Origin of the sequence: Mycobacterium angelicum, assembly GCF_002086155.1 — a bacterium.
GTDB classification, from domain to species: Bacteria; Actinomycetota; Actinomycetes; order Mycobacteriales; family Mycobacteriaceae; genus Mycobacterium; species Mycobacterium angelicum.
The window spans coordinates 296,506-322,416 of sequence record NZ_MVHE01000001.1 but is presented as its reverse complement, the minus strand read 5'-3'; the positions used below and the strand labels follow the sequence as shown (position 1 = coordinate 322,416).

Annotated in this window: 20 protein-coding genes and 1 pseudogene; 12 read left to right on the top strand and 9 right to left on the bottom strand. The window is 67.8% G+C overall.

What is annotated here, in order from left to right; all coding sequences use genetic code 11:
• The first annotated feature begins 92 nt into the window (after positions 1–92).
• The 3 genes from BST12_RS01430 to BST12_RS01420 all read left to right on the top strand — a co-directional run bounded on the left by BST12_RS01430 (position 93) and on the right by BST12_RS01420 (position 3,437).
• A complete protein-coding gene (locus BST12_RS01430; protein WP_083111189.1) occupies positions 93–1,277 on the top strand; it encodes an amidohydrolase in 1,185 nt (394 codons plus the stop codon).
• Positions 1,274–2,443 carry a M20 family metallopeptidase gene (locus tag BST12_RS01425; protein ID WP_083111188.1) on the top strand — a complete coding sequence of 390 codons (1,170 nt, stop codon included), beginning with the start codon at positions 1,274–1,276 and terminating at the stop codon, positions 2,441–2,443. The genes BST12_RS01430 and BST12_RS01425 overlap by 4 nt, the downstream gene beginning before the upstream one ends.
• 112 nt (positions 2,444–2,555) lie before the next feature.
• Positions 2,556–3,437, top strand: coding sequence for an endonuclease domain-containing protein (locus BST12_RS01420; protein ID WP_083111187.1), 882 nt, complete (start codon positions 2,556–2,558; stop codon positions 3,435–3,437).
• 72 nt (positions 3,438–3,509) lie between these two features.
• Here BST12_RS01420 and BST12_RS01415 read toward each other — a convergent pair whose 3' ends face one another.
• The gene (locus tag BST12_RS01415) at positions 3,510–3,983 is read right to left on the bottom strand and encodes a gamma-glutamylcyclotransferase family protein (RefSeq protein ID WP_083111186.1); all 474 of its coding nucleotides are present in this window, start codon (positions 3,981–3,983) and stop codon (positions 3,510–3,512) included.
• Positions 3,984–4,040: 57 nt separating this feature from the next.
• Here BST12_RS01415 and BST12_RS01410 point away from each other — a divergent pair.
• The 3 genes and pseudogenes from BST12_RS01410 to BST12_RS01400 all read left to right on the top strand — a co-directional run.
• Positions 4,041–5,518, top strand: a pseudogene (locus BST12_RS01410) (NAD(P)H-quinone dehydrogenase); the annotation flags it as partial.
• A 27-nt stretch (positions 5,519–5,545) separates the two neighbouring features.
• Positions 5,546–7,291, top strand: a complete 1,746-nt coding sequence (locus BST12_RS01405) for a glycerol-3-phosphate dehydrogenase/oxidase (RefSeq protein WP_083111184.1) — start codon at positions 5,546–5,548, stop codon at positions 7,289–7,291.
• Positions 7,292–7,372: 81 nt separating this feature from the next.
• Complete coding sequence (locus BST12_RS01400; protein ID WP_083111183.1) at positions 7,373–7,795, top strand: CBS domain-containing protein; 423 nt, start codon at positions 7,373–7,375, stop codon at positions 7,793–7,795.
• Here the strand turns inward: BST12_RS01400 and BST12_RS01395 are convergent.
• Entirely contained in the window at positions 7,756–7,989 is a 234-nt protein-coding gene (locus BST12_RS01395) for a three-helix bundle dimerization domain-containing protein (RefSeq protein ID WP_083111182.1), read from the bottom strand. The two genes, BST12_RS01400 and BST12_RS01395, sit on opposite strands and share 40 nt — an antisense overlap.
• An 80-nt stretch (positions 7,990–8,069) precedes the next feature.
• Here BST12_RS01395 and BST12_RS01390 point away from each other — a divergent pair, with 80 nt between their 5' ends.
• Together BST12_RS01390 and BST12_RS01385 are read left to right on the top strand one after the other, a co-directional pair.
• Entirely contained in the window at positions 8,070–8,945 is an 876-nt protein-coding gene (locus BST12_RS01390; protein ID WP_083111181.1) for a pseudouridine synthase, read from the top strand.
• A complete protein-coding gene (locus BST12_RS01385) occupies positions 8,938–11,844 on the top strand; it encodes an arylsulfatase (RefSeq protein ID WP_083111180.1) in 2,907 nt (968 codons plus the stop codon). Before BST12_RS01390 ends, BST12_RS01385 begins: the two co-directional genes overlap by 8 nt.
• A gap of 5 nt (positions 11,845–11,849) precedes the next feature.
• Here BST12_RS01385 and BST12_RS01380 read toward each other — a convergent pair whose 3' ends face one another.
• Both BST12_RS01380 and BST12_RS01375 read right to left on the bottom strand, forming a co-directional pair.
• A complete protein-coding gene (locus tag BST12_RS01380; RefSeq protein WP_083111179.1) occupies positions 11,850–12,053 on the bottom strand; it encodes a hypothetical protein in 204 nt (67 codons plus the stop codon).
• Positions 12,054–12,126: 73 nt separating this feature from the next.
• On the bottom strand, positions 12,127–12,444 hold the full coding sequence (locus tag BST12_RS01375; protein ID WP_083111178.1) for a DUF732 domain-containing protein: 318 nt from the start codon (positions 12,442–12,444) through the stop codon (positions 12,127–12,129).
• Positions 12,445–12,687: 243 nt separating this feature from the next.
• On the opposite strand from BST12_RS01375, the gene pstS reads away from it, so the two are divergent.
• The 4 genes from pstS to BST12_RS01355 all read left to right on the top strand — a co-directional run bounded on the left by pstS (position 12,688) and on the right by BST12_RS01355 (position 16,852).
• The gene (pstS, locus tag BST12_RS01370; protein ID WP_083111238.1) at positions 12,688–13,800 is read left to right on the top strand and encodes a phosphate ABC transporter substrate-binding protein PstS; all 1,113 of its coding nucleotides are present in this window, start codon (positions 12,688–12,690) and stop codon (positions 13,798–13,800) included.
• 81 nt (positions 13,801–13,881) lie between these two features.
• The gene (locus BST12_RS01365) at positions 13,882–15,033 is read left to right on the top strand and encodes a PPE family protein (RefSeq protein WP_083111177.1); all 1,152 of its coding nucleotides are present in this window, start codon (positions 13,882–13,884) and stop codon (positions 15,031–15,033) included.
• A gap of 42 nt (positions 15,034–15,075) precedes the next feature.
• Positions 15,076–15,882, top strand: a complete 807-nt coding sequence (locus BST12_RS01360; RefSeq protein WP_083111176.1) for an MBL fold metallo-hydrolase — start codon at positions 15,076–15,078, stop codon at positions 15,880–15,882.
• Between the two features lie 52 nt (positions 15,883–15,934).
• Positions 15,935–16,852 (top strand): CE1 family esterase, encoded by a 918-nt coding sequence (locus tag BST12_RS01355; RefSeq protein ID WP_083111237.1) that lies wholly within the window; start codon positions 15,935–15,937, stop codon positions 16,850–16,852.
• Here BST12_RS01355 and nei2 read toward each other — a convergent pair.
• The 5 genes from nei2 to hglS all read right to left on the bottom strand — a co-directional run bounded on the left by nei2 (position 16,849) and on the right by hglS (position 25,893).
• Positions 16,849–17,613 (bottom strand): endonuclease VIII Nei2, encoded by a 765-nt coding sequence (nei2, locus tag BST12_RS01350; protein ID WP_083111175.1) that lies wholly within the window; start codon positions 17,611–17,613, stop codon positions 16,849–16,851. The two genes, BST12_RS01355 and nei2, sit on opposite strands and share 4 nt — an antisense overlap.
• Before the next feature lie 3 nt (positions 17,614–17,616).
• Positions 17,617–22,173, bottom strand: a complete 4,557-nt coding sequence (locus BST12_RS01345; RefSeq protein ID WP_083111174.1) for an ATP-dependent helicase — start codon at positions 22,171–22,173, stop codon at positions 17,617–17,619.
• 41 nt (positions 22,174–22,214) lie between these two features.
• The gene (locus tag BST12_RS01340) at positions 22,215–22,877 is read right to left on the bottom strand and encodes a TetR/AcrR family transcriptional regulator (RefSeq protein WP_083111173.1); all 663 of its coding nucleotides are present in this window, start codon (positions 22,875–22,877) and stop codon (positions 22,215–22,217) included.
• Between the two features lie 281 nt (positions 22,878–23,158).
• Positions 23,159–24,667, bottom strand: a complete 1,509-nt coding sequence (gene amaB / locus BST12_RS01335; RefSeq protein ID WP_083111172.1) for an L-piperidine-6-carboxylate dehydrogenase — start codon at positions 24,665–24,667, stop codon at positions 23,159–23,161.
• Positions 24,664–25,893, bottom strand: coding sequence for a 2-oxoadipate dioxygenase/decarboxylase (gene hglS, locus BST12_RS01330; protein ID WP_083111171.1), 1,230 nt, complete (start codon positions 25,891–25,893; stop codon positions 24,664–24,666). Before hglS ends, amaB begins: the two co-directional genes overlap by 4 nt.
• Positions 25,894–25,911: the final 18 nt, after the last annotated feature.

Here is a 25,911-nt window from a genome sequence, read left to right as displayed (position 1 = left end):
AGCGTACGGATCGCCAGCTTTGCGCGATGGGGTTTTGGCCACAGAGCCGAACAAGATTCGGCCGCTTCTTGCTCGATGAGATACTGCGAAGCATGCCCGCAGCCAGCGCCCTGGACAACGTCGAGGAGGTGGTGCGCCGGCGCGGGGCCGAACTGGTCGAGTTGTCCCACGCGATCCACGCCGAACCGGAGTTGGCTTTTACCGAACACCGCAGCTGCGCCAAGGCGCAGGCGCTGGTCGCCGAACGCGGTTTCGCGATCACCGCGGCCGCCGGTGGTTTGGACACTGCGTTTCGCGCCGACTACGGCAGCGGGCCGCTGGTCGTCGGTATCTGCGCCGAATACGACGCACTGCCCGAGATCGGCCACGCCTGCGGCCACAACATCATCGCGGCCTCGGCGGTAGGGACCGCGCTGGCGCTGGCCGAAGTGGCCGACGAACTGGGCCTGACGGTCGCGCTGCTGGGCACCCCGGCCGAGGAGTCCGGCGGCGGCAAGGCACTCATGCTGCAGGCCGGCACGTTCGACGACGTCGCGGTGGCCGTGATGGTTCACCCCGGGCCGACCGACATCGCCGGGGCCCGATCGCTGGCGCTGTCCGAGGTCACCGTGGCCTACCGGGGCAAGGAATCGCACGCCGCCGTCGCGCCGCACCTCGGCGTCAACGCCGCCGACGCGGTAACCGTCGCACAGGTGGCCATCGGATTGCTGCGTCAGCAACTGGCGCCCGGGCAGCTGGTGCACGGGATCGTCACCGAGGGCGGCCAAGCGGTCAACGTCATCCCCGGGCATGCGATGGTGCAGTACGCGATGCGGGCTGTTGAATCGGAATCGCTGCGCGAACTCGAAGGCCGCATCTATGCCTGCTTTGCCGCCGGCGCGCTGGCGGCCGGCTGTGAATACGAAATCGACAGCGCCGCACCGGCATACGCCGAACTCAAACCCGACCAATGGCTGGCCGGCGTGTGCCGGGAGGAGATGCGCCGGCTTGGCCGCGAGCCGGTGCCGGCGGCCGTTGAGGCCGGATTGCCCCTGGGCAGCACCGATATGGGTAACGTGACGCAGGTGCTGCCCGGGATACATCCGGTGATCGGGGTCGACGCCGGTGGCGCCACCGTTCACCAGCGTGCCTTCGCCGCCGCCGCTGCCGGTCCAAGTGCCGACCGAGCGGTCGTCGAGGGCGCAATCATGTTGTCGCGCATCATTGTTCACCTCGCGCAGAACCCCGACGAGCGGGACCGGGTGCTGGCGGCCCTGGAAAAGCGGGCGGCATCGTGAGCCTCGTCGATACCGCCGAATCCTGGCTGGCCGCCCACTATGACGAACTGGTCGAATGGCGCCGGCATATCCATCGCTACCCGGAGCTGGGCCGCCAGGAATACGCCACCACCCAGTTTGTCGCCGAGCGGCTGGCCGACGCGGGCCTCAACCCCAAGGTGCTGCCCGGCGGAACCGGCCTTGTTTGCGACTTCGGCCCCGAACATCAGCCGCGGATCGCATTGCGCGCCGACATGGATGCGCTGCCGATGGCCGAGCGCACCGGTGCGCCGTACGCCTCGACGATGCCCAACGTGGCACACGCTTGCGGTCACGACGCGCACACCGCGATCCTGCTGGGCACCGCGCTGGCGCTGGCGTCGGTGCCCGAGCTGCCGGTCGGGGTGCGGCTGATCTTCCAGGCCGCCGAAGAGTTGATGCCCGGCGGCGCCATCGACGCGATCGCGGCCGGGGCACTGAGCGGAGTGGCGCGGATTTTCGCCCTGCACTGCGACCCCCGGCTCGAGGTCGGCAAGATCGCGGTCCGGCACGGCCCCATCACCTCGGCGGCCGATTCGATTGAAATCACCCTGTATTCGCCCGGCGGGCACACGTCGCGGCCACACTTGACCGCCGACTTGGTCTACGGCCTGGGCACGCTCATCACCGGACTGCCCGGGGTGCTCTCGCGCCGCATCGACCCGCGCAACAGCACCGTGCTGGTGTGGGGGGCGGTCAATGCCGGGGTGGCCGCCAACGCCATTCCGCAATCCGGGGTGCTGTCCGGCACCGTGCGTACCGCCAGCCGGCACACCTGGCTCGAACTCGAGGGGATCATTCGCCAGGCTGTGACTGCGCTGCTGTCGCCGTTGGCCATTGAGCACACGCTGCAGTACCGGCGCGGTGTGCCGCCCGTAGTGAACGAGGACGTCTCGACCCGCATTCTCACCCACGCGATCGAGGCCGTCGGCCCCGATGTGCTGGCCGATACCCGGCAGTCGGGCGGCGGCGAGGACTTCTCCTGGTATCTGGAAGAGGTGCCCGGCGCGATGGCACGCCTGGGCGTCTGGCCGGGTGAGGGACCGCAGCTGGATCTACATCAGCCGACGTTCGACCTCGACGAGCGCGCTCTGGGCATCGGGGTGCGGGTAATGGTCAACATCATCGAGCAAGCCGCCTCCTTCTAGCGCCCGCGAGCGTGCATGTTTGCACACGACACGCCGCCTCCGGCCGGCATTCTGCGCACGCTCGCCAGGGGTGAATTGTCGACTCCGCGAGGCGCGCCCGACCATAACGGGCGTGCATCCAGAGTTGAGCCAGTTGCTTGACGCCCAGGGTGGAGTCGTCACGTCAGCGCAGGCCTTGACCTACCTCACCCGTCGCGGCCTGCAAGCAGATCTGAAATGTGGTGTGCTGCAAAAGGTTTGGTATGGAATCTACGGCCGCGGCGAAATAACCGACCCGGTGCGGCTGCGCGGCCTGGATTTGGCGACCGGGACGACAATCGCCGTGTGCTTGAGTACCGCCGCGGCAGGCTACGGCTTCGACACCGAACTGGATCGGGATCTTCATGTCCTCAATCCCGCTGGCCAACAATTGCGACCGGCCCGCGGGCTGATGGTGCACCGGCGTGCGGGCGCGCCGTTGGCCGTCGTCGCGGGCCGGCCGGCGACGGCACCCGCGTGGACGGCGATCGAGGTCGCTCGCGCGCTGCGCCGGCCGAGGGCGCTGGCGACACTGGATGCCGCACTGCGCAGCGGCATGTGCGGCCGCATCGAGCTGGAGCGGGCAGTCAAACGGCAATATGGCCGTCGCGGCATCGTCAACGTGCGCGAATTGCTCCCGCTGGCGTCCCCGCTGGCCGAATCTCCGATGGAGAGTGAGGCTCGCCTGGCCATGATCGACGGCGGGTTGCCGCTTCCTGAGTTGCAATACGAAATCGTGGATTTGAGCGGCCGAACCTGGCGGGTCGACTTCGCCTGGCCCGAATACCGCCTCGCCGCCGAGTACGACGGCGTCGACTGGCACAGCGGGCCGCAAGCCTTCCTCCGTGACCGTCGACGCTCGTCGGCGCTGCAGGACGTGGGCTGGTCGATAGTGCCCATCGTTGCCGAGGACGTCAGATATCGCCGGCACGAACTGGTCCGCCGGCTCGAGACGCGGCTACTGCGCGCCGCGTGAGCGTGCGCAAAATGCCAGCTGTAGCGGCGTGTCGGTGTACCGACACGCACGCTCGCGGCCAAGCACAAAAAGCTAAGTGCCCGGGCCGATGTTGCGGGCCGGGCGGGTGCGCAGATCGTGTACGTAATCGGCTGGGGCACCGGCGATTTCGGCCGCATCGGCCATAACCCCGAGATAGCGCGCCGACGGCAGCCCGCCCTCCCAGGCGTCCAGCACATAGAGCCAGGCCAGCGCGGGATCGGTTGTGGTGTCCGAGGATAACCGTTCCACCCGGCAGCGGATCTTCTTATGCACGCCGAACTCAGAGCCCTCCCACCGATCAAGGCTCATCTCGTCGGACGGTGTCATGTCGTAGAGCACGACGAACACCTTCGAATCCGGATCCTCGACGATGGTGGCCAGCGCGCCTTCCCAGCCGAAGTCTTCGCCGCCGAACGTCAACCGCCACCCGTGCAACCAGCCGGTTCCGGCCATCGGCGAGTGGGGTGCTCGCTGCAGCATCTGCTCGGGATGCATGTTCGATCCGTAGGCGGCGTAAAGCGGCACGGACAAAGCTTAGACGGCGCGCTGCGGCGTCCGGCTAGGCCAAGCTAGGTTAGGCCTGTGGTGACCCGCATCGTGATCCTTGGTGGAGGCCCGGCCGGTTACGAGGCTGCACTGGTCGCCGCCACCTCACACCCCGAAACGACCCACGTCACCGTCATCGACTCCGAGGGCATCGGCGGAGCGGCCGTGCTGGACGACTGCGTGCCGTCCAAAACGTTCATCGCCTCCACCGGCCTGCGCACCGAGCTGCGCAAAGCGCCTCAGCTGGGCTTCGACATCGACCTCGAAGACGCCAAGATCTCGTTGCCGCAGATCCACGCCAGGGTCAAGGACCTGGCCGCGGCGCAGTCCGCCGACATCGCTATGGACCTGCGGAACATGGGAGTACAGGTGATCGCCGGCCGGGGTGAGCTGGTCGATCCCACTCCCGGACTGGCGCACCACCGCGTCAAAGCGACCGCCGCCGACGGCACCACCAGCGAACACGACGCCGACGTCGTGCTGATCGCCACCGGCGCCAGCCCCCGCATTCTGCCGTCTGCCCAGCCCGACGGCGAGCGGATCCTGACCTGGCGGCAGCTCTACGACCTGAAGAAGCTGCCCGAGCATCTCGTGGTGGTCGGCTCGGGCGTTACCGGCGCCGAATTCGTGCACGCCTATACCGAGCTGGGCGTACAGGTGTCGGTGGCGGCCAGCCGCGACCGGGTGCTGCCCTACGAGGACGCCGACGCCGCTGCTGTGCTCGAAGAGTCGTTCGCCGAACGCGGGGTCCAGCTGTTCAAGAACGCCCGGGCCGAATCGGTCACCCGGACCGACGCCGGTGTCCTGGTGACCATGACCGACGGCCGCACCGTCGAGGGCAGCCACGCCCTGATGACCATCGGGTCGGTGCCCAACACCAGCGGCCTCGGCCTGGAACGGGTCGGCATCGAGCTCGGCCCCGGCGACTACCTAACGGTGGACCGGGTGTCGCGCACCTCGGTGGCCGGCATCTATGCCGCCGGCGACTGCACCGGCCTGCTGCTGTTGGCCTCGGTCGCGGCGATGCAGGGCCGCATCGCGATGTATCACGCGCTGGGCGAGGGGGTCAGCCCGATCCGGCTGCGCACGGTGGCCGCGACGGTGTTCACGCGGCCCGAGATCGCCGCGGTGGGGGTGCCGCAGTCGGCGATCGACGACGGGTCGGTGCCGGCGCGGACCATCATGCTGCCGCTGCGCACCAACGCGCGGGCCAAGATGGGCGGGTTGCGGCAGGGGTTCGTCAAGATGTTCTGCCGCAAGTCCACCGGCGTGGTGATCGGCGGCGTGGTGGTGGCTCCGATCGCATCCGAGCTGATCCTGCCGATCGCCGTCGCCGTGCAGAACCGCATCACCGTCAACGAGCTGGCCCAGACACTCGCCGTTTACCCGTCGTTATCAGGTTCGATAACTGAGGCCGCCCGCCGCCTCATGGCACACGACGATCTGGACTGAAGGGCGACTCAGGGCGCCCGAACGAACTAGCCTTGGCTACGCAACGCCCACCGCCGAGTAACCGAAGTAACCGACAGGAGTCATTAGTCGTGAGCAACCCGATCCACGGACCGGAGAGCCCCGCCGCGTCGCTCGGGCCGCAGCAGCGCGCATTGGCCTGGGAGCGACTCGGTGCCGAGCAGTTCGACGTGGTGGTCATCGGCGGCGGCGTGGTGGGTTCCGGCTGTGCCCTGGATGCCGCCACCCGCGGGCTCAAAGTGGCCCTGGTCGAGGCGCGGGACCTGGCCTCGGGCACCTCGAGCCGGTCGTCGAAGATGTTCCACGGCGGCCTGCGCTATCTCGAGCAACTGGAATTCGGGCTGGTGCGTGAGGCTCTATATGAGCGCGAGCTGTCGCTGACCACGCTGGCACCCCATCTGGTCAAGCCGCTGCCATTCCTGTTCCCGCTGACCAAGCGCTGGTGGGAGCGTCCGTACATGGCCGCGGGCATCTTCCTCTACGACAGCCTCGGCGGCGCGAAATCCGTTCCGGCGCAAAAGCATATGACCCGTGCCGGTGCATTGCGATTAAGTCCCGGGCTAAAACGCGCGTCGTTGATCGGCGGTATCCGCTACTACGACACCGTCGTCGACGACGCCCGTCACACCATGACGGTGGCGCGCACTGCCGCACACTACGGCGCGGTGGTGCGGTGCTCCACCCAGGTGGTGGCGTTGCTGCGCGAGGGCGACCGGGTGACCGGGGTGCGGGTGCGCGACTCGGAGGACGGCTCGATCACCGAGGTGCGCGGTCACGTGGTGATCAACGCGACCGGGGTGTGGACCGACGAAATCCAGGCGCTGTCCAAGCAGCGCGGCCGCTTCCAGGTGCGCGCCTCCAAGGGCGTACACGTGGTGGTTCCCCGCGACCGCATCGTCAGCGACGTGGCGATCATCCTGCGCACCGAGAAGTCGGTCATGTTCGTCATCCCGTGGGGGAGCCACTGGATCATCGGGACCACCGACACCGACTGGAACCTGGACCTGGCGCATCCGGCGGCCACCAAGGCCGACATCGACTACATCCTGGGCACGGTCAACACCGTGTTGGCCACGCCGCTGACCCACGCCGATATCGACGGCGTCTACGCGGGACTGCGCCCGCTGCTGGCCGGGGAAAGCGAGGAGACCTCGAAGCTCTCCCGCGAACATGCGGTGGCGGTGCCGGCGGCCGGCCTGGTAGCCATCGCGGGCGGCAAGTACACCACCTACCGGGTGATGGCGGCCGACGCCGTGGACGCCGCGGCCGAATTCATCCCGGCCCGGGTCGCGCCGTCGATCACCCAGAAGGTGCCGCTGATGGGCGCCGACGGCTACTTCGCCCTGGTCAATCAGACCGAGAATGTCGGTGCGACGCGAAATCTGCACCCCTACCGGGTGCGCCACCTGCTGGATCGCTACGGCTCGCTGATCGACGAGGTGCTGGCGCTGGCGGCCGAAGATCCCGAGCTGCTGAGCCCGATCAACGAGGCGCCGGGCTATCTGAAGGTGGAAGCCCTGTATGCCGTCACCGCCGAGGGCGCCCTGCATCTCGAGGATGTACTGGCCCGGCGGATGCGGATCTCCATCGAATACTCACACCGCGGCGTGGACTGCGCCCAGGAAGTGGCCGACCTCATTGCCCCGGCGCTGGGCTGGAGCGCGGCCGACGTCAAGCGTGAGGTCGCCAACTACAAGGCTCGGGTGGAGGCGGAGATACTGTCGCAGGCGCAGCCCGACGACGTCTCGGCCGACGAGTTGCGCGCCAGCGCACCCGAGGCGCGCGCCGAGATTCTCGAGCCGGTACCGCTGAGCTGAGCTACGCCCGGTGACTTGTTTCACCGGAATGGGGGACTGAGGTCACTAGTAAGCGCGGCCGGACTTGGTGAGCATGGGTGCGTGACTAGCATCTCTCTGGCGGGTTCGACCCCGATTTCGACCGTTACCGGCGACGCGGTGGTGCGCGTTGCCGCCGACGCCACGATCGCCGACATAGCCAAAGCCATTGTGGCCCATGATGTCGGGGCGGTTGTGGTGGGCGACGACAACAGGCCCACCGCAATAGTGAGTGAGCGCGACATCGCTCGGGTGGTGGCCGCTGGACAGGATCCGGCAGCCGTACGTGCCATCGACACGGCCACCACCAAATTGGTGTGGTGCAGCGCCGAAGCCACCGTCGACCAAGTCGCGGTCCAGATGATGGACCATTACATCCGCCACATCCTGGTGGACGATGACGGCGCTCTGGACGGCATCGTCTCGGCCCGTGATCTGCTCGGCGTTTACAGTGCCCAAGCCGATTTGGGCATCGACTCCGCGTAAGGCTCAGCCCAGGGCCGGCGTGGTTGCCGGCGCGATTCCATCAACCGGTTGCGGACGATGTGTTCGACGAGGATCGGCACGAAGGTCTGCAGCGGCGCGTCGACGAATTGCTCAGCGGCCTCTTCACACTGCCGGATCTGCGGCCTGAGTCGAGCGGTGCGCTGCTCGTCGCCGTGGCCCTCGTGCCGGGCCAACTTCTACGTCCATGTCTTGATCACCTGTTGCCCTCCGACGACGTACGCTCGCGTGGTCGGATACCGCAGGAGGATTGCAATTGGAGCCCGCAGTGCTCAGCGTTCGCGATGCGCTGGGGCCGGTGCGGGTGCGGTTGCGGGGTGGATCGGTGCTGACCGAACTCGTCGAAAGATTCGGCGCTCCTGCCGGCGCGAAGCTGCTCGCCGGGGAAGTCGTCGATGGCCGCGGCGCGGTGGTCGACAGCGGCCGGCTGCTGCCGCCGGGTTCCTTCGTGTACGTCTACCGTGACCTGCCCGACGAGGTGCCGGTACCCTTTGACATCCCGGTGCTCTATCAGGATGACGACCTCGTCGTCGTCGACAAACCGCACTTTCTGGCCACCATGCCGCGCGGGCGCCACGTCGCGCAGACGGCGCTGGTGCGGTTGCGCTGCGCCCTGGGATTGCCCGAGCTGAGCCCGGCACACCGCCTGGACCGGCTGACGGCCGGCGTGTTGCTGTTCACCACCCGGCGCGAGTTGCGCGGTGGTTACCAGACGCTGTTCGCGCGAGGCGCGGTGCGCAAGACGTACCTGGCCCGGGCGGCGGTCGACCCGGGGCTGGTGCTGCCGCGCGTGGTGCGCAGCCGCATCGTCAAACGCCGCGGCAACTTGCAGGCGGTGTGCGAGCCGGGTGCGCCCAACGCGCAGACGTTGGTGGAGCTGGTTTCACCCGATGGCCTGTACCGGTTGAGCCCGCGCACCGGACGCACCCACCAGTTGCGCGTGCAGATGGCCTCGCTTGGGCTACCGATAAGCGGAGATCCGTTGTACCCCAACGTGGTTGACGTCGCTTCCGACGACTTCAGCACACCGCTGCAATTGCTGGCGCAGCGCATCGAGTTCGACGATCCGATCACGGGGTTGCCCCGTGAGTTCATCAGCCGTCGCGAATTACAGGAGTCTGGGAATGAGTGAAGAGAACGCGCTCGTCATCGTCGCTGGCTATCAGGAGCTGGACACCGCTCGGCGCGACTTCGAGAACCTCACCGGCCGGGCCAACGCCAAGACCGTGCCGTTGCAGGGCGCGGTGCTGGTGGGCAAGGACGCCGACGGCAACGCCGTCCTGCTCGACACCGGCAACCGGCTTGGCCGCCGCGGCGCGGCGTGGGGCGCCGGGGCGGGTCTGGCGGTCGGCCTGTTCTCGCCGGCTCTGCTGGCTACGGCGGCATTCGGGGCGGCCGCCGGAGCCCTGGCCGGCACCTTCGCCAATTACCGGATCAAGAGCGGGCTGGCCGACAAGATCGGCCAGGCGATGGCCGCGGGCAGCGCGGTGATCATCGCGATAACCCCGGCCCGGGGCCGGCTCACGGTAGAGCAGACGCTGGCCGGATCGCCGATGAAATCGGTTGCCGAGATGAGTCATTCGACGCTGCGCAGCTTCGGTGCTGCGCTGCAAGAGGCGATGGGCAAGTTCAACCCGGACCGCACCAAGCTGCCGATACCGCAGCGCAGCTTCGGTGGCACCATCGGCCGCACCGCGGCGGACTCGGTGGGGGACTGGACGATCGTCCCCGGCGCCAGCGCGCCCGACGGCGCACCCAATGTGCTGATCGTGTTGATCGACGACGCCGGCTTCGGCGGCCCGGACACCTTCGGCGGCGCCATTCGCACCCCGACGCTGTCCCGGGTTGCCCAGAACGGCTTGGCCTACAACCGCTTTCATGTCACCGCGGTCTGCTCGCCGACCCGTGCGGCGCTGCTGACCGGACGCAACCACCACCGGGTGGGCTTCGGATCGGTCTGTGAGTTCCCGGGACCCTACCCGGGCTACTGCACCGTCAAGCCGCGCAGCTGCGCCTCGCTGCCCCGCATTCTGCGCGACAACGGTTATGTGACAGGGGCTTTCGGCAAGTGGCATCTGACCCCGGACAACGTCCAGGGTGCGGCGGGGCCGTTCGACAACTGGCCGCTGGGTTGGGGATTCGACCACTACTGGGGATTTCCGTCCGGTGCGGCCGGCCAGTACGACCCGATCATCAGCCAGGACAACTCGGTCATCGGCATACCCGAGGGGCAAGACGGCAAGCTCTACTTCTTCCCCGACGACCTCACCGACAAGGCCGTCGAATGGCTGCACACCGTGCGCGCCCAGGACGCCACCAAGCCATGGATGATGTACTACTCGACCGGCGCCACCCACGCCCCCCACCACGTCTTCAAGGAATGGGCCGACAAATACCAGGGGCAGTTCGACGAGGGCTGGGATGTCTACCGGCAGCAGACATTTGAGCGTCAGAAGCAACTCGGCATCATTCCGCCGGACACCGAGCTGACCGAGCGGCCGGATCTGTTCCCGGCCTGGGACAGCTTGTCGGAGACCCAGAAGAAGCTGTATGCCCGCCAGATGGAGGTGTTCGCCGGGTTCTCCGAGAACGCCGACTGGAATGTCGGGCGGCTGCTGGACGCCATCGAGGATCTGGGCGAGTCGGACAACACCCTGGTCTTCTACATCTGGGGCGACAACGGCGCCAGCATGGAAGGCACCAACACCGGTTCGTTCAACGAGATGACGTTCCTCAACGGCCTGGACCTCGACGCCGACCGGCAACTTGAGCTCATCGAACAGTACGGCGGGATCGAAGCGCTGGGCGACGAGTTCACCGCGCCGCACTTCGCCAGCGGCTGGGCGCACGCCAACAACACGCCGTTCCAGTGGGGCAAGCAGATGGCCAGCCATCTCGGTGGCACCCGCGATCCAATGGTGGTGGCCTGGCCGTCGCGGATTCGGCCCGACGGTGTTCGGGACCAGTTCGCGCACTGCATCGATATCGCGCCAACTGTGTTGGAGGCCATCGGTTTACCCGAGCCCACCCATGTCGACGGCTTCGAGCAGGAACCGATGGACGGAATCAGCTTCCTGCACACCTTCGACGGGGCGGACGCCGAAGACCGCCACACCGTGCAGTACTTCGAAAACTTCGGCAGCCGCGCCATGTACCAGGACGGCTGGTGGGCATGCGCCCGGCTGGACAAGGCGCCGTGGGATTTGTCGCCGGAGACCATGGCGCGGTTCGCGCCCGGCACCTACGACCCCGACAACGACGTGTGGGAGCTGTACTACCTGCCTGACGACTTCTCCCAGGCGAAGAATTTGGCAGGCGAACGTCCGGACAAGCTGGCCGAGCTGCAGCAGCTGTGGTGGCAGGAAGCTGAGCGCAATAGGGTGCTGCCGCTACTGGGCGGGCTCGCGGTGATGTACGGCGACCTGCCGCCGCTTCCCACTGGGTTTTTTGAAGCGCGGTTCAGCTTCAAGAAGGGGGTGCAGAACATCCAGCGGGGCATGGTTCCGCGCATCTTCGGCCGCTCCTATGCCATCGAGGCACTGCTGAACGTGCCCGACAATGCCGAGGGCGTGATCGTCGCCAACGCCGACTTCATGGGCGGGTTCGCGTTGTGGGTCGACGGGCAGCGGCGTCTGCACCACACCTATTCCTTCCTCGGGGTCGAGACCTATCGGCAGGTGTCCACCGAGCCCATCCCCACCGGCGACGTGACCGTGCGGATGCAGTTCGACAGCGAGCAGCCCGTCGTCGGTTCCGGCGGACGGGTGACGCTATGGGCCGGCAATCGGTTGATCGGCGAGGGTGAGCTCCCGCAAACGGTGAGCCTGGCGTTCACGTCGTATGCCGGGCTGGACGTCGGACGCGACAACGGTCTGGTCGTCGACCGCGAATATGAGGACAAGGCGCCGTATGCGTTTACCGGCACCGTGCACGAGGTGACCTTCGACCTCAAACCCGTTTCGCCGGAAGCCGAGCAGGCGCTGCATGAGCACGCGTCGGTCCAGGCTGTCGGGCAGGGAGCCGCGGGCTAGGCGGATTAGTCTGGGGCGTCGTTCAGCTCGGCAAGGCCGTCGCGGATTCCGGTATCGATTTGCTGGGTGAAGGTCGGCCCGCTCTGCGGCACCGGTTCGCAGTTACAGCTGAGGGTGTTGTACCAGCTGGGGTCGGCGTTGGCCGCAGTGGCTACCCCTACCGCAGCACAGACCGCGATTGCGGCGCTGAACAATGCTTTCCTGATCATTTATGGCTCCCCGCCTGCATGTAGCAAAAGTTTATGCGGGTGCCGCTATGGATCAGAGGCTTGACATCAAGTCTTAACCAGAGTGATGCCGGGGGCAAAAAGCCGCGACGCTCAGGCCGACAAAGAACCCGGCGTGATAGCCGTCCAGGTTGCTGCTGGCCGCTACGTCATTGGCGATGTCGGGCTTGGCTCTACCTGAATCGAGTTGGTCGCAAACCTGGTGACCGGCCAGGAGCGCGGCTTGCGGTGACGCGAAGTTGATGCCATGGGCGTGCGCGGCACTCAGGAAGTGGTCATCGACCGCGTCGGCATGCGCTGCTGGAGCGGCGACGGCAACGAGGCTGCACAGCGCGGCCCCCAGGAAGGGGCCGGCCGCTTGGGTGATCGCCATTGCTGGAACCTCCCCGGGTAAGAGTGCGGACGTAACAGGCTGCTTACGTTTTGATCATTCCAGTTAACGATACGACGCGGGAACCCCTTAGGTGACCGAACCGTGTACCGGCCGGAAACTGTGGCTGAAATCGTGAACCCGGCCGTCTGCAGCGATGGCCGGAAGCAATCGGCTACGGGAAGATCATGAACTGTGCCGCAGGACTCCGGGCAGGATAGCAGTCTGGTCGCTCAAGGGATTCAATTGAAGTTCAACCGATTTGGCCCCGCGCTGAGCGTCCTGGGCGTTGCCGTGCTGCTCTTGTCGGCGTGCGGCAGCGACAACAAGCCCACCGCGGCACGCGCGGCGACCCCGTCGTCGTCGCCGAATGTCTGGTGCGGGGGCAAGCCGACGCTGAAGGCCGGCGGCTCCACCGCCCAGGACAATGCCATGACCCGCTTCGTCAAGGCTTTCGAACGGGCGTGCGCGGGGCAGACGTTGAACTACACGGCCAACGGTTCGGGTGCCGGAATCAGCGAATTCCTGGGTGGTCAAACGGATTTCGCCAGCTCCGACTCTCCGCTCAGCATGGATGAGTACGCCAGAACCGAGCAGCGGTGCGGCTCGCCGGTGTGGAATCTGCCGATGGTGTTCGGACCCATCGCGATCGCCTACAACGTCACCGGCCTGACTTCGCTGAACCTCGACGGTGCCACCGCGGCCAAAATCTTCAACGGCGCGATCACCTCCTGGAACGATCCGGCGATCGCGGCGCTGAACTCAGGCGTCGGCCTGCCCGCCGAGCCGATTCATGTGGTGTTCCGCAGCGACGAGTCCGGGACCACGGAGAATTTCCAGAGATATCTCGACACCGCTTCGGGCGACGAGTGGGGCAGGGGCGCGGCAAAGGAGTTCAAGGGCGGCGTCGGTGAAGGTGCCAACGGCAGCAACGGTGCCGCGGCGGCCGTCAAGGGCGCCGAAGGGTCGATCACCTACGTCGAGTGGTCCTTCGCCCGAGCGCAGCAGCTCAGCGTGGCCAAGGTGATCACCTCGGCGGGTCCCGAACCGGTAGCGCTCGGCATCGACTCGGTGGGGCGCACGATTTCCAGTGCGTGGTTCACCAGAGAGGGCAACGACCTTGCCCTCGACACCATCTCGTTCTACCGGCCCAACCAGCCCGGCGCCTACCCGATCGTCCTGGCGACCTATGAGGTCGTGTGCTCGAAGTATCCGGACCCGGGAGTCGGTCCGGCCGTAAGGGCGTTTCTGCAAAGTACGATGGGCGCTGGTCAGAGCGGTTTAGCGGACAACGGATACGTCCCCGTGCCGGATGCGTTCAGATCGCGACTGGCGGCCGCGGTGAACGCCATTTCGTGACGCGCAATGTTTCGACGGTTTTCCCGCCGTTGTCAACGTAATGTTTTGCAAAATTTCCCAGCGTAGTAAGAGTGTCATGTTATGGAGTTCATAACGCTGCCCCCCGAGGTCAGCTCAGCGCTGATGCACTCGGGGCCCGGCGCGGAATCACTGCTCGAGGCTTCCGGTGCGTGGCAGCGCCTCGGTGCCGATCTAGAAGAAACTGCCAGTAGCTATAACGCCTTGCTTTCTGCGCTGGCCGCCGACTGGCACGGTCCGTCGCCGCTGGCGATGGTTCAGGCGGCCGCTCCCTACCTCACCTGGATGCGCGCCACCGCGCAGCAATGTCAGCAGTTGGCCTTGTCGACGCAGTCCGCCGCGGCGGCATTCAGCTCTACCCTGGCGGCGGTCGTTGCACCCGCGACGGTCGGCGCCAACCGGACGCAGCTGGCCCACCTGCTGGCCACCAACGGGTTCGGCAAGAACCTCGCGGCCATCGCCGAGAACGAAGCCCAGTACCAGACCATGTGGGTGAACAACGCGTCAGCGATGTACCGCTACGAGACCGCTTCAGCGCAAGCGACCGCGTTGTCGTTGTTCGCTTCGCCGCCCTCGGTCGCCGATCCGGGCGCACCGGCAGCTCAAGCCAGCGCGGTTTCGGCCGCTGCGGCGGTGGCGCCGGCCGACGCGATCGCTCCGCCGGTATCTCCCATCGATGCGCTAATGCAGGCGATAGGCGTTACCTTCGACCCCGACCAAGGCTGGTTCGGATTGGCCAACACCTACGCCAACCAGTTCATATCGTCGGGATTCCCGATCAACCTACTCAGCTACATGGCGCAGAACACCTCCGCCCAGGCATTGCAGTCGGTGGCGCCCGACATCGCGGACGGCTTATCGCAGGGGGAGGCGGCGCTGAGCGACGCGGCGGCTGGGATATCCAACGCTGCCGGCGCCTTCGGTGCGCTGGAGCCGGCCGCGGCGGTAGGCGTGGGAGTTTCGCTGGGCAACCTCAGCGCGCCGCCGGCAACGCTGGGGGTGCTGACCGCCGCGCAAACACCGGTGCAACTCGCGTCGGCGGTGTCGCCGATTCCGGCCGGGGACGCCGGGTTCCCCATGCTTCCGCCGCTGATGCCACCGCCGATATCGGCTGGCAGTGGTTGGCGCAAGCGCAAGGAGCCCAAGTACGAGGACCTGGCAATGGGCCTGGAGCTGAAGGGGACGTTCATGCCCCGGCCACCCGGGGCGGGCTGAGCGCGGCTGCTTGAACCGCCGTCACCCGGGTAGTCCCGGGCGATGGACATCACCGTCACATTCGTGGGCAATGCCACCACGCTGGTTGCCGCCGGCGGCCTGACCATCCTGACCGATCCGAACTTCCTGCATCGCGGACAGCACGCCTATCTGGGCTACGGGCTGGTGTCCAAACGCCTCCGCGAACCGGCGTTGACCATTGATCGTCTGCCGCCGATCGACGCGATCGTGCTGTCGCACATGCACGGCGATCATTGGGACCGCGTTTCGCAAAAAGGCCTCGACCACGACCTGCCCGTCATCACCACCCCGCACGCCGCCAAACGGCTGCACCATCGCGGCTTCGAGGATGCGCTCGGTCTTTCCACCTGGCAGCAGCACATGATCAGCAAGGGCGGCGTCACCGTGACCATGACGTCGTTACCGGGCCGGCACGCGCCGGTGCTCGCCCACCGGCTGCTGCCCCCGGTGATGGGAACCATGCTCGATTTCGCCGCCGCGGACGGCTCGCGGCGACGCCGGGTCTACATCTCCGGCGACACCCTGCTCGTCGAGGAGCTCAACGAGATTCCGGTGCGTTTCGATGCGATCGATTTCGGCTTGCTGCATTTGGGTGGTACCCGGCTGCCGGCGGGCCGGCGTCTGCCGTTCGGTCTGACGGTGACCATGGACGGACGTCAGGGGGCGGGACTGGTCGAGCTGCTGAAGCTGCCCAAGATGATTCCGATTCACTTCGACGACTACGGCGTCTTCGCATCGCCGTTGGCGGACTTCACCGCCGAAATGCAGCGCCGCGGCATGGCCGATCGCGTCGTTGCGCTGGAGCGCGGCGCTTCGGCAACCCTATGAAAATTCAGAGGTCTGCGAGCGGTTGGTGGGGGCGGTCGGTAACTTGGCCGTCATGCCCTGGGTGCGACTGCTCTTGCTACTCGTTCTCGTGGGCGGCCTGATTGGCTGTCGCGGACAGCAGGTTTCGGCGGCCAGCGCCCGAGATCAGCCGGGCACCTTGCAATTCGGTGGCCTGAAGCGCACCTATACGGTGCATGTCCCGCCGGGCCCGCCCGTTGGTTTGGTGCTCAACCTGCACGGCGGTGGCGGCACCGGCGCGGGACAGCAGGGGCTGACAGGCTTCAACGCCGCTGCCGACGTCACCAACCTGCTGGTCGTCTATCCCGACGGCTACGACAAGAGCTGGGCCGACGGCCGCGGTGCATCCCCGGCGGACCGCCGCCATGTCGACGACGTCGGGTTCCTGGTGGCGCTGGTGGGCAAGCTGCAGAACGAGTTCAGCGTTCCCGCCGGGCGCGTGTTCGCCACCGGCATGTCCAACGGCGGCTTCATGTCCAACCGGCTGGCGTGCGATCGCGCCGACCTGTTCGCTGCGATCGCGCCGGTATCCGGAACGCTGGGGGTTGGTGTGGCCTGCAATCCGTCCCGTCCGGTGTCGGTGCTGGATGCGCACGGTACCGCCGATCCAGTGGTGCCGTTCAACGGCGGGGATGTCCGCGGCCGGGGCGGGGTCAGCCACGCCGTCTCGGTGAAGAGCATGGTGGATCGGTGGCGCGCGGTCGACGGCTGCCAGGGCGATCCGGTGACCGAAGTGCTGCCGAACACCGGGGATGGAACCGTTGTGCACCGTTTCGATGCCCAGATCTGTTCGGCCGGGACGGAAGTGGTGTTCTACCAGATCGACAATGGCGGGCACACCTGGCCGGGCGGCAAGCAGTATCTGCCCAAGCCGGTCATCGGAGCCACCACTCGCGCGTTCGACGCCTCGCAGGTCATCGCGCAGTTCTTCCTGACGCACGGCCGCGACTAGCGCTGGCAGGATGGGCACCAGTAGGTGACCCGTTCGCCGGCGCCATCGGGGCTTCGGTGCTCGATGCGGGTTCCGCAGCGCCGGCAATGCTGCCCGGCGCGCCCGTAGACCCACAGCTGCCGGCCCGCCCGGGTATCGCCGGTGGTGCAGCGTTTCCAGCGAAACCGGTTGGCCCACAACATGTCCCGCGCGCGTGAGACCAGCCGTCGTGGATCGGCGATGGCGCTGACCGGTGCAGTTGGCAGGTGGCCGCAGACGAAACACAGCTCGGTGCAGTAAACATTGCCGATCCCGGCCATTACCCGCTGGTCCAGCAGCGCCTCGGCGATGGGCCGGTTCGGATCGGCTATCAGGTTCGCGGCGGCAAGTTCGGGATCCCAGTCCTCACCCAGCAGATCGGGACCCAGATGTGCGACGGCGTCGCTGTCGTGGTCGCGTTCGAGGATTTCCAGCACGCCCAGGTCGATGCCGACCGCTCGAATGTTGGCTGCTTCCAGGATGATTCGTGCACGGTGGTCAACGCGCACCGGCCGGTCGCCGACCCGCCAGCTGCCGTCCATCTTCAGATGCGAATGAATGCTGGCCGCGCCCACCCGGATGAACAGATGCTTGCCGCGGCTGAGCACTTCGTCCACCACCTGACCGGTGAGGTCGACGGTGGCAAACCGCGGCACCCGGATGTCGCAGCGGGTCAGCGTATGGCCGACCAGGTGCTGGCGCAGCGCGGCTGCGGTGTGCCAGACGGTGTCACCTTCGGGCATGGTCTAGCGCAGCCGCAATCCACGCGGGGTGCGGACGAAGCCGGCGTCGGTCAGGGCTGCGCTCACCGGGCCCGGTATGCCCGGCTGCAATACCGGTATCCCGTCGACGCGTTCGACCAGGATCGATGCGACGCGCCGGGCGCCGACGAGATCGGCCAGGCCGACCGCCGCCGCGTGATTGGCCGCCGGATCCTCGGTGAACGTCAGCAGTGAGCGCCCGCCGCGCTCCAGGAACCAGGCCAGCTCGCCGTCCACCAGCACCACCAGCGCGCCGGCCTTGCGGCCCGGGCGGGCGGGCGCCCGGGCATCGTCGCCATCTGCGGCGGGCCACGGCAATGCCGCGCCATAGGGATTGGCCGGATCTGCGGCGGCCAGCACCACGGCGCGGTATTCGGGCCGTTCCGGGTCGACCCCGTCGAGATAGCTACGCAGCCGGTCGACGGTCGAGGCGACCGCGAACTGCGCACCCCCCAGCGACTCGACGAAGTACCCGCGCTGGCACCGCCCGGCATCCTCGAACGCGCTCAACACCTTGTAGAGGGTGGCGAATCCGCCGGGTACCCCCTCGGCGGCGGCCGCACCCTTGGTCAGCACACCGTGGCGGTTCAACAGCAGTTCGGCCTGGAAATGGGCCCGCAGCGTGGAGTCCGGCTCGGGAACCGGCAGCAGTGACCACCGCCCGGCCACGGTCGGGTCGGCGGTGCGTGCAGTGGCATGCGCGACGCTGTAGCGGCTCAACCGCGGCGGGCGGTGGCTGCGGTGCGCCGGCTGGGAGCGCTTACGGGTGCCCGAGCCGCCGAGCAGCGCCCGCACCGGCGCGAAGGTGTCGCCGGTGATCCACCCCGCCCAAATCAGTTCCCACAGTGCGGCTTTGAGGTCACCTTCGGTGTGCCCGTGCTGGGTGAGCTGGCGGAAGAAGTACGCGCCGCCGCCGGCCAGGGTGTCCAGAATCGCCCGGTGCGCCTCGGTGAAGTCGATCTCGGCCGGGGCGGTCAAAGTCAGCGGCGCGGACTCCGCCGGATGCAGCGCGATCCAGCCGTCGCTGCCCGAGATCGACCCGGCACCCGACCAGGTCACGTCCCCGCTGGCGAGCAGTTCATCCAGCATCGCCGGGGCATAATCGCGAACACGCGGAGCCAGCACCAGCGGTTCCAGCGCCGAGGCCGGCAATCGCACTCCGGCCAGCTGTTCGACGACGGCGGCCAGCCCGTCAATACCCGAGTGACTGGCGTCCACGTGGTGCCAGGCCGGCAGGAAGCGGCCGTAGGCCGCGGTGCTGACAGGCTCGACCTGAGCGCGCAGCGCCGCCAGCGACCGCCGCCGCAGAATGCGCAGCACCTCGGCGTCACACCACTGTTCGCCGCCGGCCACACCAGACGCATCGACGGCAACGAAGTCGCCGCGCACCAGCCGGCCTCCGGAGGTCAGGTCGGCCAGCCGGCCCAGCACGTCGGCGGTGACCCGCAGGCCCAGGCCGAACCGGCTGGCCGCCTCGGCGGTGGTGAACGGCGTGTGGGTGCGCGCATAGCGGCCCAGCAGCTCGCCCAGCGGGTCGGCCACCGCTTCGGTGAAGCTGTCCGGCAGGCCCACCGGAACCGCCACGCCCACGCCGTCGCGCAGCCGGCCGATGTCCTCGACTGCCACCCACCAGGTCTGTCCGGCGAACGACACCGTCAGCGCGCGCCTGGCGGCGCGCAAGCCTTCCAGCCAGCCCCCGACATCGGCTGCGGTGGCCCGGGCGGCGACCTCGTCCGCGGTGAGCGGACCCAGCAGCCGCAGCAGATCCGCGACCCCTTCGGCGTCGCGGGCAAGCCGGTCGGCCGACAAATGCTGCAACTGCCGGCCGGTCCCGGCGATGACTTCAGGGTCGAGCAGCTCGCGCAGCTCGACGCGGCCCAGCAGCTCGGCCAGCAGCGTGCTGTCCAACGAGAGCGCGGCCGCGCGGCGTTCAGCCAATGGGACATCGCCCTCGTACATGAACGCACCGACATAGCCGAACATCAGCGACGCCGCGAACGGGGATGGTTTCGCCGTTTCGGCCGAGAGCACCCGCACCTTGCGCTGGGCGATCTGCGTCATCAACTCGACCAGGGTCGGAACGTCGTAGACATCCTGCAAGCACTCGCGGACGGTCTCCAGCACGATGGGGAAGTCGGGGTATTTGCGTGCCACGTCGAGCAATTGGGCGGCCCGCTGGCGCTGGTGCCACAACGGCGAACGGCGGCCGGGATGGCGCCGGGGCAGCAACAGCGCACGCGCCGCCGATTCGCGGAACCGGGACGCGAACAAAGCTGACTCGCCCACCTCGGCGGTGACGATGGGATCGATCTCGTCGGCGTCGAACACGAAAAGTTCGGCGCCGGGCGGTTCGTCCCCGGCATCGGGCAGGCGCACCACGATGCCGTCGTCGGAAGCGGTCGGCTTCTCGTCGAGCCCGTAACGTTCGCGCAGCCGCCGGCCCACCGCAAGCGCCAGCGGCCCATGCACCCGCAGCCCGTACGGCGAGTGCAGGACCACCCGCCAGTCGCCGAGCTCGTCGCGAAACCGTTCGACCAGCAGGGTGCTGTCGGTGGGCACGACGCCGGCGGCCGTCCGCTGGTCGTCCAGCAACGTCCACAGGTTGTCCGTCGCGTACGCATCGAAACCCAAAGCGGCGCAACGCTTGTCGAACGCATCGCGGTCCAGGCCCGCCAGCTCGCCGGTGAACGCGCCCAGTGCCCGGCCGAGCTCGGCGGGGCGCCCGACGTCGTCGCCGCGCCAGAACGGCAGCCGGGCCGGCTGGCCCGGCGCGGGAATCACCAACACCCGGTCGTGGGTGATCTCGGTGATCCGCCAGCTGGTGGCGCCCAGTGAGATGACATCGCCGGGCCGCGACTCGTAGACCATTTCTTCGTCGAGTTCGCCTACCCGGGAAGGCTTTTCGGAATCGCTGGCGAGGTAGACGGTGAACAGCCCGCGGTCGGGGATGGCGCCGCCGGAGGTGACGGCCAGCCGTTGGGCACCGGGCCGGGCCGTCAGGGTGCCGTTATCGCGGTCATACACCAGCCGCGGCCGCAGCTCGGCGAACTCGGTGGACGGGTACTTGCCCGACAGCAGATCCAGGGTGGCCTCGAAGACGCTGCGCGGCAGCGTCGCGAACGGGGCGCTGCGACGTACGGTGTCGAACCAACGGTCGGCATCCAGCGGTTCCAGTGCCGCCGCGGCCACCGTGTGTTGCGCCAGGATGTCGAGTGGATTTGCCGGTACCCGCATGGTCTCGATCTGTCCGGTAAGCATGCGCTGCACGCTGACCGCGCAGCCGAGCAGATCGGTGCGGTGTTTGGGAAACAGCACCCCTCGCGAAACCTCGCCCACCTGGTGGCCGGCTCGGCCGATGCGTTGCAGGCCGCTGGCCACCGACGGCGGTGCCTCCACCTGGATCACCAGATCGACCGCGCCCATGTCGATGCCGAGTTCCAGGCTCGAGGTCGCCACCACCGCCTTGAGCTCGCCGCGTTTGAGGTCTTCTTCGACGACGGCGCGCTGCTCCTTGCTGACTGAGCCGTGATGCGCGCGCGCCAGCAGCGTCGGCGCACCGAAGGTCTGGCCGCTGGCCATGACGTAGGCCGGAGCGCCGCCGGCAACCTGGGGGTTGGCCTCCGAGGGCACCGCCAGGCCACACCGCTCGGCGTGAATCTCGTTGAGCCGGGCGGTAAGTCGTTCGGCCAGGCGCCGTGAATTGGCGAACACGATGGTCGAGTTGTGCGATTCGATCAGGTCTACCAGCCGCGCCTCGACGTCGGGCCAGATGCTGTTGTTGGTCAGGTTGGCCATATCGGGCACCGGGACCTGCACCGACAGCTCGACCGTCTTGGCCGACGGCGGCGCCACTATGGTCGTGGGGGTTGTCGCGCCCGCGCCGGACAGGAACCGTGCCAGCTCCTCGGGCGGCCGCACGGTCGCCGACAGCCCGATCCGCTGCGCGCGTCGCCCGCCGGCTAGTTCGTCGAGCCGCTCGAGCGACAGCGCCAGGTGTGCGCCGCGCTTGGTGGCGGCGATGGCGTGAATCTCGTCGACGATGACGGTCCGCACGCCGGCCAGGGTTTCGCGGGCGGCCGAGGTCAACATCAAGAACAGCGATTCGGGGGTGGTGATCAGTACATCGGGCGGCTTGGTGATGAGTTGACGGCGCTGCGCGGGCGGGGTGTCACCCGAGCGGACGCCGACGCTGATGTTCGGCGCCGGCAGACCACGTTGTTCGGCGAGCCGGGTGAGCCCGGCCAGCGGAGTGCGCAGGTTGCGCTCGACGTCGACCGCGAGCGCTTTGAGCGGGGATACATAGAGCACGCGGGTTTCCGCCGGCCGGTCTGCCTCGGGGGCCGCGCGGGCCAGACTATCCAGCGCCCACAGGAATGCGGCCAGCGTCTTGCCCGACCCGGTGGGCGCGACAACCAGGGTGTTGTCGCCATCGGCGATGGCGGCCCACGCCTCGGCCTGCGCCGGGGTGGGTCCGGCGAAGGTGCTGGCGAACCAGTCGCGAGTAGTCGCGCTGAATCTGCCTAACGGATCAGAGCTCACCAGGCCATCGTGCCAACACCCACCGACAAAAAAGATTCAGAGCTTCACAGCCGGGCGGTGGCCAGCGCCTCGGTGAGTTCGGGCGGAATCTCGGGCAGCCGCGCGATCAGATCCAACAGCGAGTGCGCGCACGAGTCGGCCAGCCGGTCGGCGTCGGTGGTGGGGTCCATAATCCGCTGGCGGCAGATTTCGAAGGTGAACGAGATCCAGCCGAATACCAGCACCCGCAGGTCACGCTCGACGTCAGGATCGAGCTTGTTTCCCTGAGTCGCGGCCACCGTATTGGTGATGCGATTCATGATGTGTTCCATCTGGCGGTTCTTGGCTTCGTCATCGATGCCGAGCAGAACCGGGTCGGACCGCCCGAGTCCGACGTATGCGGCCCACGCGGCCTCCGGGTTCTGCTGGTGGTAGGCCATGTAAGCCAGCACGCCCATCCGGATCTCTTCGAACATCGTCAAGCCGGGCGCCGGCTCGATGTTGGTGGCTGCGTACAGCCGGTCGGCCTCGTCCTTGACGACAGCGGCAAAGAACGCGCGTTTATCCGGGAAGTAGTGGTACATCAGCGCGCGCGACACGCCGGCCCGCTCCGCGATCTCGTCGATACGGACCTCGTCATAGGGTCGCTTGCCGAAGACCTCCGCCCCCAGTGCGAGCAACTCGGCGCGTCGATCCTCTGGGGATAACCGCCTCCTGGCCGTCGCCATAAGCAGTGATACTACCCACGCAAGATGTGCGTTCCGCTAGAGCTGATGGTGGTGACCCACTGCGCCCCGCTTCGCGGCGCTGGTGATCACCACGATGCTGATGGTGGTGACCCACTGCGCCCCGCTTCGCGGCGCTGGTGATCACCACGATGCTGACTGTGGCGACCCGCGGCGCCCCGCTTCGCGGCGCTTGCGATCACCACGATGCTGATGGTGGTGACCCGCGGCGCCCCGCTTCGCGGCGCTTGCGATCACCACGGTGACGACGGTGGCGCCCAGGCTCAGCCGAATTCCACGCCCTGCGCCAGCGGCAGCTCATTGGAGTAATTGATGGTGTTGGTAGCGCGCCGCATGTAGGACTTCCAGGAATCCGAACCCGACTCGCGTCCACCGCCGGTCTGCTTCTCGCCGCCGAACGCGCCGCCGATCTCCGCGCCCGAGGTGCCGATATTGACGTTGGCGATACCGCAGTCCGACCCGGCCAGAAATCGTTGCGCCTCGCGCAGGTCGGTGGTGAAGATCGACGACGAAAGCCCTTGCGGCACCGCATTATTGAGCGCTATCGCGTCGTCGAGATCGTCGTAGGTCAATACGTAGAGGATGGGCGCGAACGTTTCGGTGGCCACGATGGGCGTCTGGGACGGCATTCGCACCAGCGCGGGGGAGACGTAGTAGGCGCTGGGGTAGTCGCCCGGCTGGTGGTCACCTCCGATCACTTCGCCGCCGTCGGTGCGGGCGTCGTCCAGCGCACCGAGCATGTCGCGGTAGGCGGCCTCGTGAATCAGCGGCCCGATCAGGGTGCCCGGCGCCGACGGGTCGCCAACCGGCAGCTGCCGGAATGCCGAGGCCACCCGCTGCACCACAGCGTCGGCCACTGAGCGGTGCACGATCAGCCGGCGCAAGCTGGTGCACCGCTGCCCGGCGGTGCCCGCCGCGGCGAACACGATGGCGCGCACCGCCAGGTCCACGTCGGCAGACGGCGTCACAATGGCCGCGTTGTTGCCGCCCAACTCCAGCAACACCCGTCCGAACCGGCGGGCCACCCGGGGTCCCACCTGTTCACCCATACGCACCGAGCCGGTGGCCGAGACCAACGCGATTCGGGGGTCGTCGACGAGTTGCTCACCTAGCTCGCGACCGCCCAGCAGCAGACCGCCCAGCCCGGGCGGCGCGCCGACATCAGCGGCGGCCCGGTCCAGCAGCGCCTGGCAGGCCAGAGCAGTCAGCGGCGTCAGCTCCGAGGGCTTCCACACCACCGGGTCGCCGCACACCAGCGCGATCGCCGTGTTCCAAGCCCACACCGCCACCGGGAAGTTGAAGGCGGTGATCACCCCGGCGACGCCGAGTGGATGCCAGGTCTCGAGCAATTGATGCCCCGGACGTTCGGAGGCGATGGTGCGCCCATAAAGCTGACGTGACAACCCGACGGCGAAGCGACAGATGTCGATCATCTCCTGCACTTCGCCCATTGCCTCCGAGGTGATCTTGCCGACCTCGACCGTCACCAGCGTCGCGAGCTCACCCCGGTGCTCGGTGAGCAGTTCGCCGAGCCGGGCGACCAGGGCGCCGCGCACCGGCGCTGGGGTGGCACGCCACTGCGAAAACGCTTGGCACGCATCGGCAATCGCGCGGCCGGCCTGCTCGGGCGTGGTCTGCGCGACGGTGCACAGCACCTCCCCGGTGATCGGCGTGCTCGCCGCCAACCCGTCGGAACCCGGCTCGCCGAGGCCGAGGGTGACGCCGATCGCCTCGAAAGCGTCGCGCACCCGGGTGCGTAGCTGCTCGGTCATGCCCGTGCCTCCGCCTCGTACAGCGCGTAGGGATCGTAAATGTCGCGGCCCATCACCCCAGCCAACCACTGCGCGTCGTATTGCGAGTCGTCGGCAACCGAACCGATATCAGTGTCGCGGTCCAAGTTCGAGCGAAAGATACCCGCCGCCGACGCCGGCAAGAAGTCTTCGTAGACCACCGGCACGCGGGGGTCGCCGCGGCGGTAGTACGCCAGCTTCTGGGAAGCCATTTCCGCATCGGTCGACGGAAAGTACCGGGACCACACCGCGGCCGGATCCGCGACGGCCATCGCGGTGTCGTAGCGTTCCCGGCCCTTGCGGGTCAGCGCGACACCGCGCGCCTCGACTTCGCCGAACCGCACCCGCAGCGTGCCCGGTCGCACGCTGCCGTCAGCGCGGCGGAAAAGGCGCGGTTCGGCCAGCGCGCGAAAAGAGGTCTGGCGCAACAGCACCTCGGGTCCGTCGCTGCGGGGCGGGCCCTGGATCGCATCGATCATGGTGATGCCGCGCCCGGTCATCCGGCGGTACGACTCGTCGATGTCGAGGACCCGTGGCGTCAGGTGATTGATGTGGGTGGAGCCGACCGCGGCAATGTCGGCGGCCACCGCCGACACCTCGGACAGCTCGTCGTACCAGGACTTGTCGATCGGATCACGCGACAATGCGAATGCCGCCACCGCCGCGTCGACGAAACCGTCGGCCGCCTCGGCGTCGCAGCCGCCGTCGGCCGCGACGGTCCGCGCCCGGACCAGCAATGCGGGATCGAACAACTGCCGGCGCGACAGGAATTCCTGCACGCGGGCGCGCAGGCCGGCGTCGAAGTAGCGCGGGTCATCGGTGGCCAGCATCGAGGTGAACACCCGAAACGGGTTGCGCGCCAACTCGGTTGGATCGACCGGCCGAAACGCCGTTGACACCACGGGTATCGGTGCGGCCGCCGACCGCAGGTCGTAGTAGCCGACCGGCAGCATGCCGAACGCGGCGAACAGCTCAGCGACGCAAGCGAGTTCGGCCGGATTGCCAACCCGGATGGCGCCGTGCCGCTCGGCCGTGACGCGCTGCAGCGAACCCAGTCTTTCGGCGCCGGGGTGCGACGCAACATAGTCCCGATTGACCTGTGCGCTGACCTCGACCAGCGTGCCGTAGGCGGGTACCTCGGCGGCGTACATGGCCGATAGCCCGGCGGCGAACCGCGCCCGCAGCTGCCAGGTCGGTAGCCACCTCATGGCGCGCCGTCGCTGCGA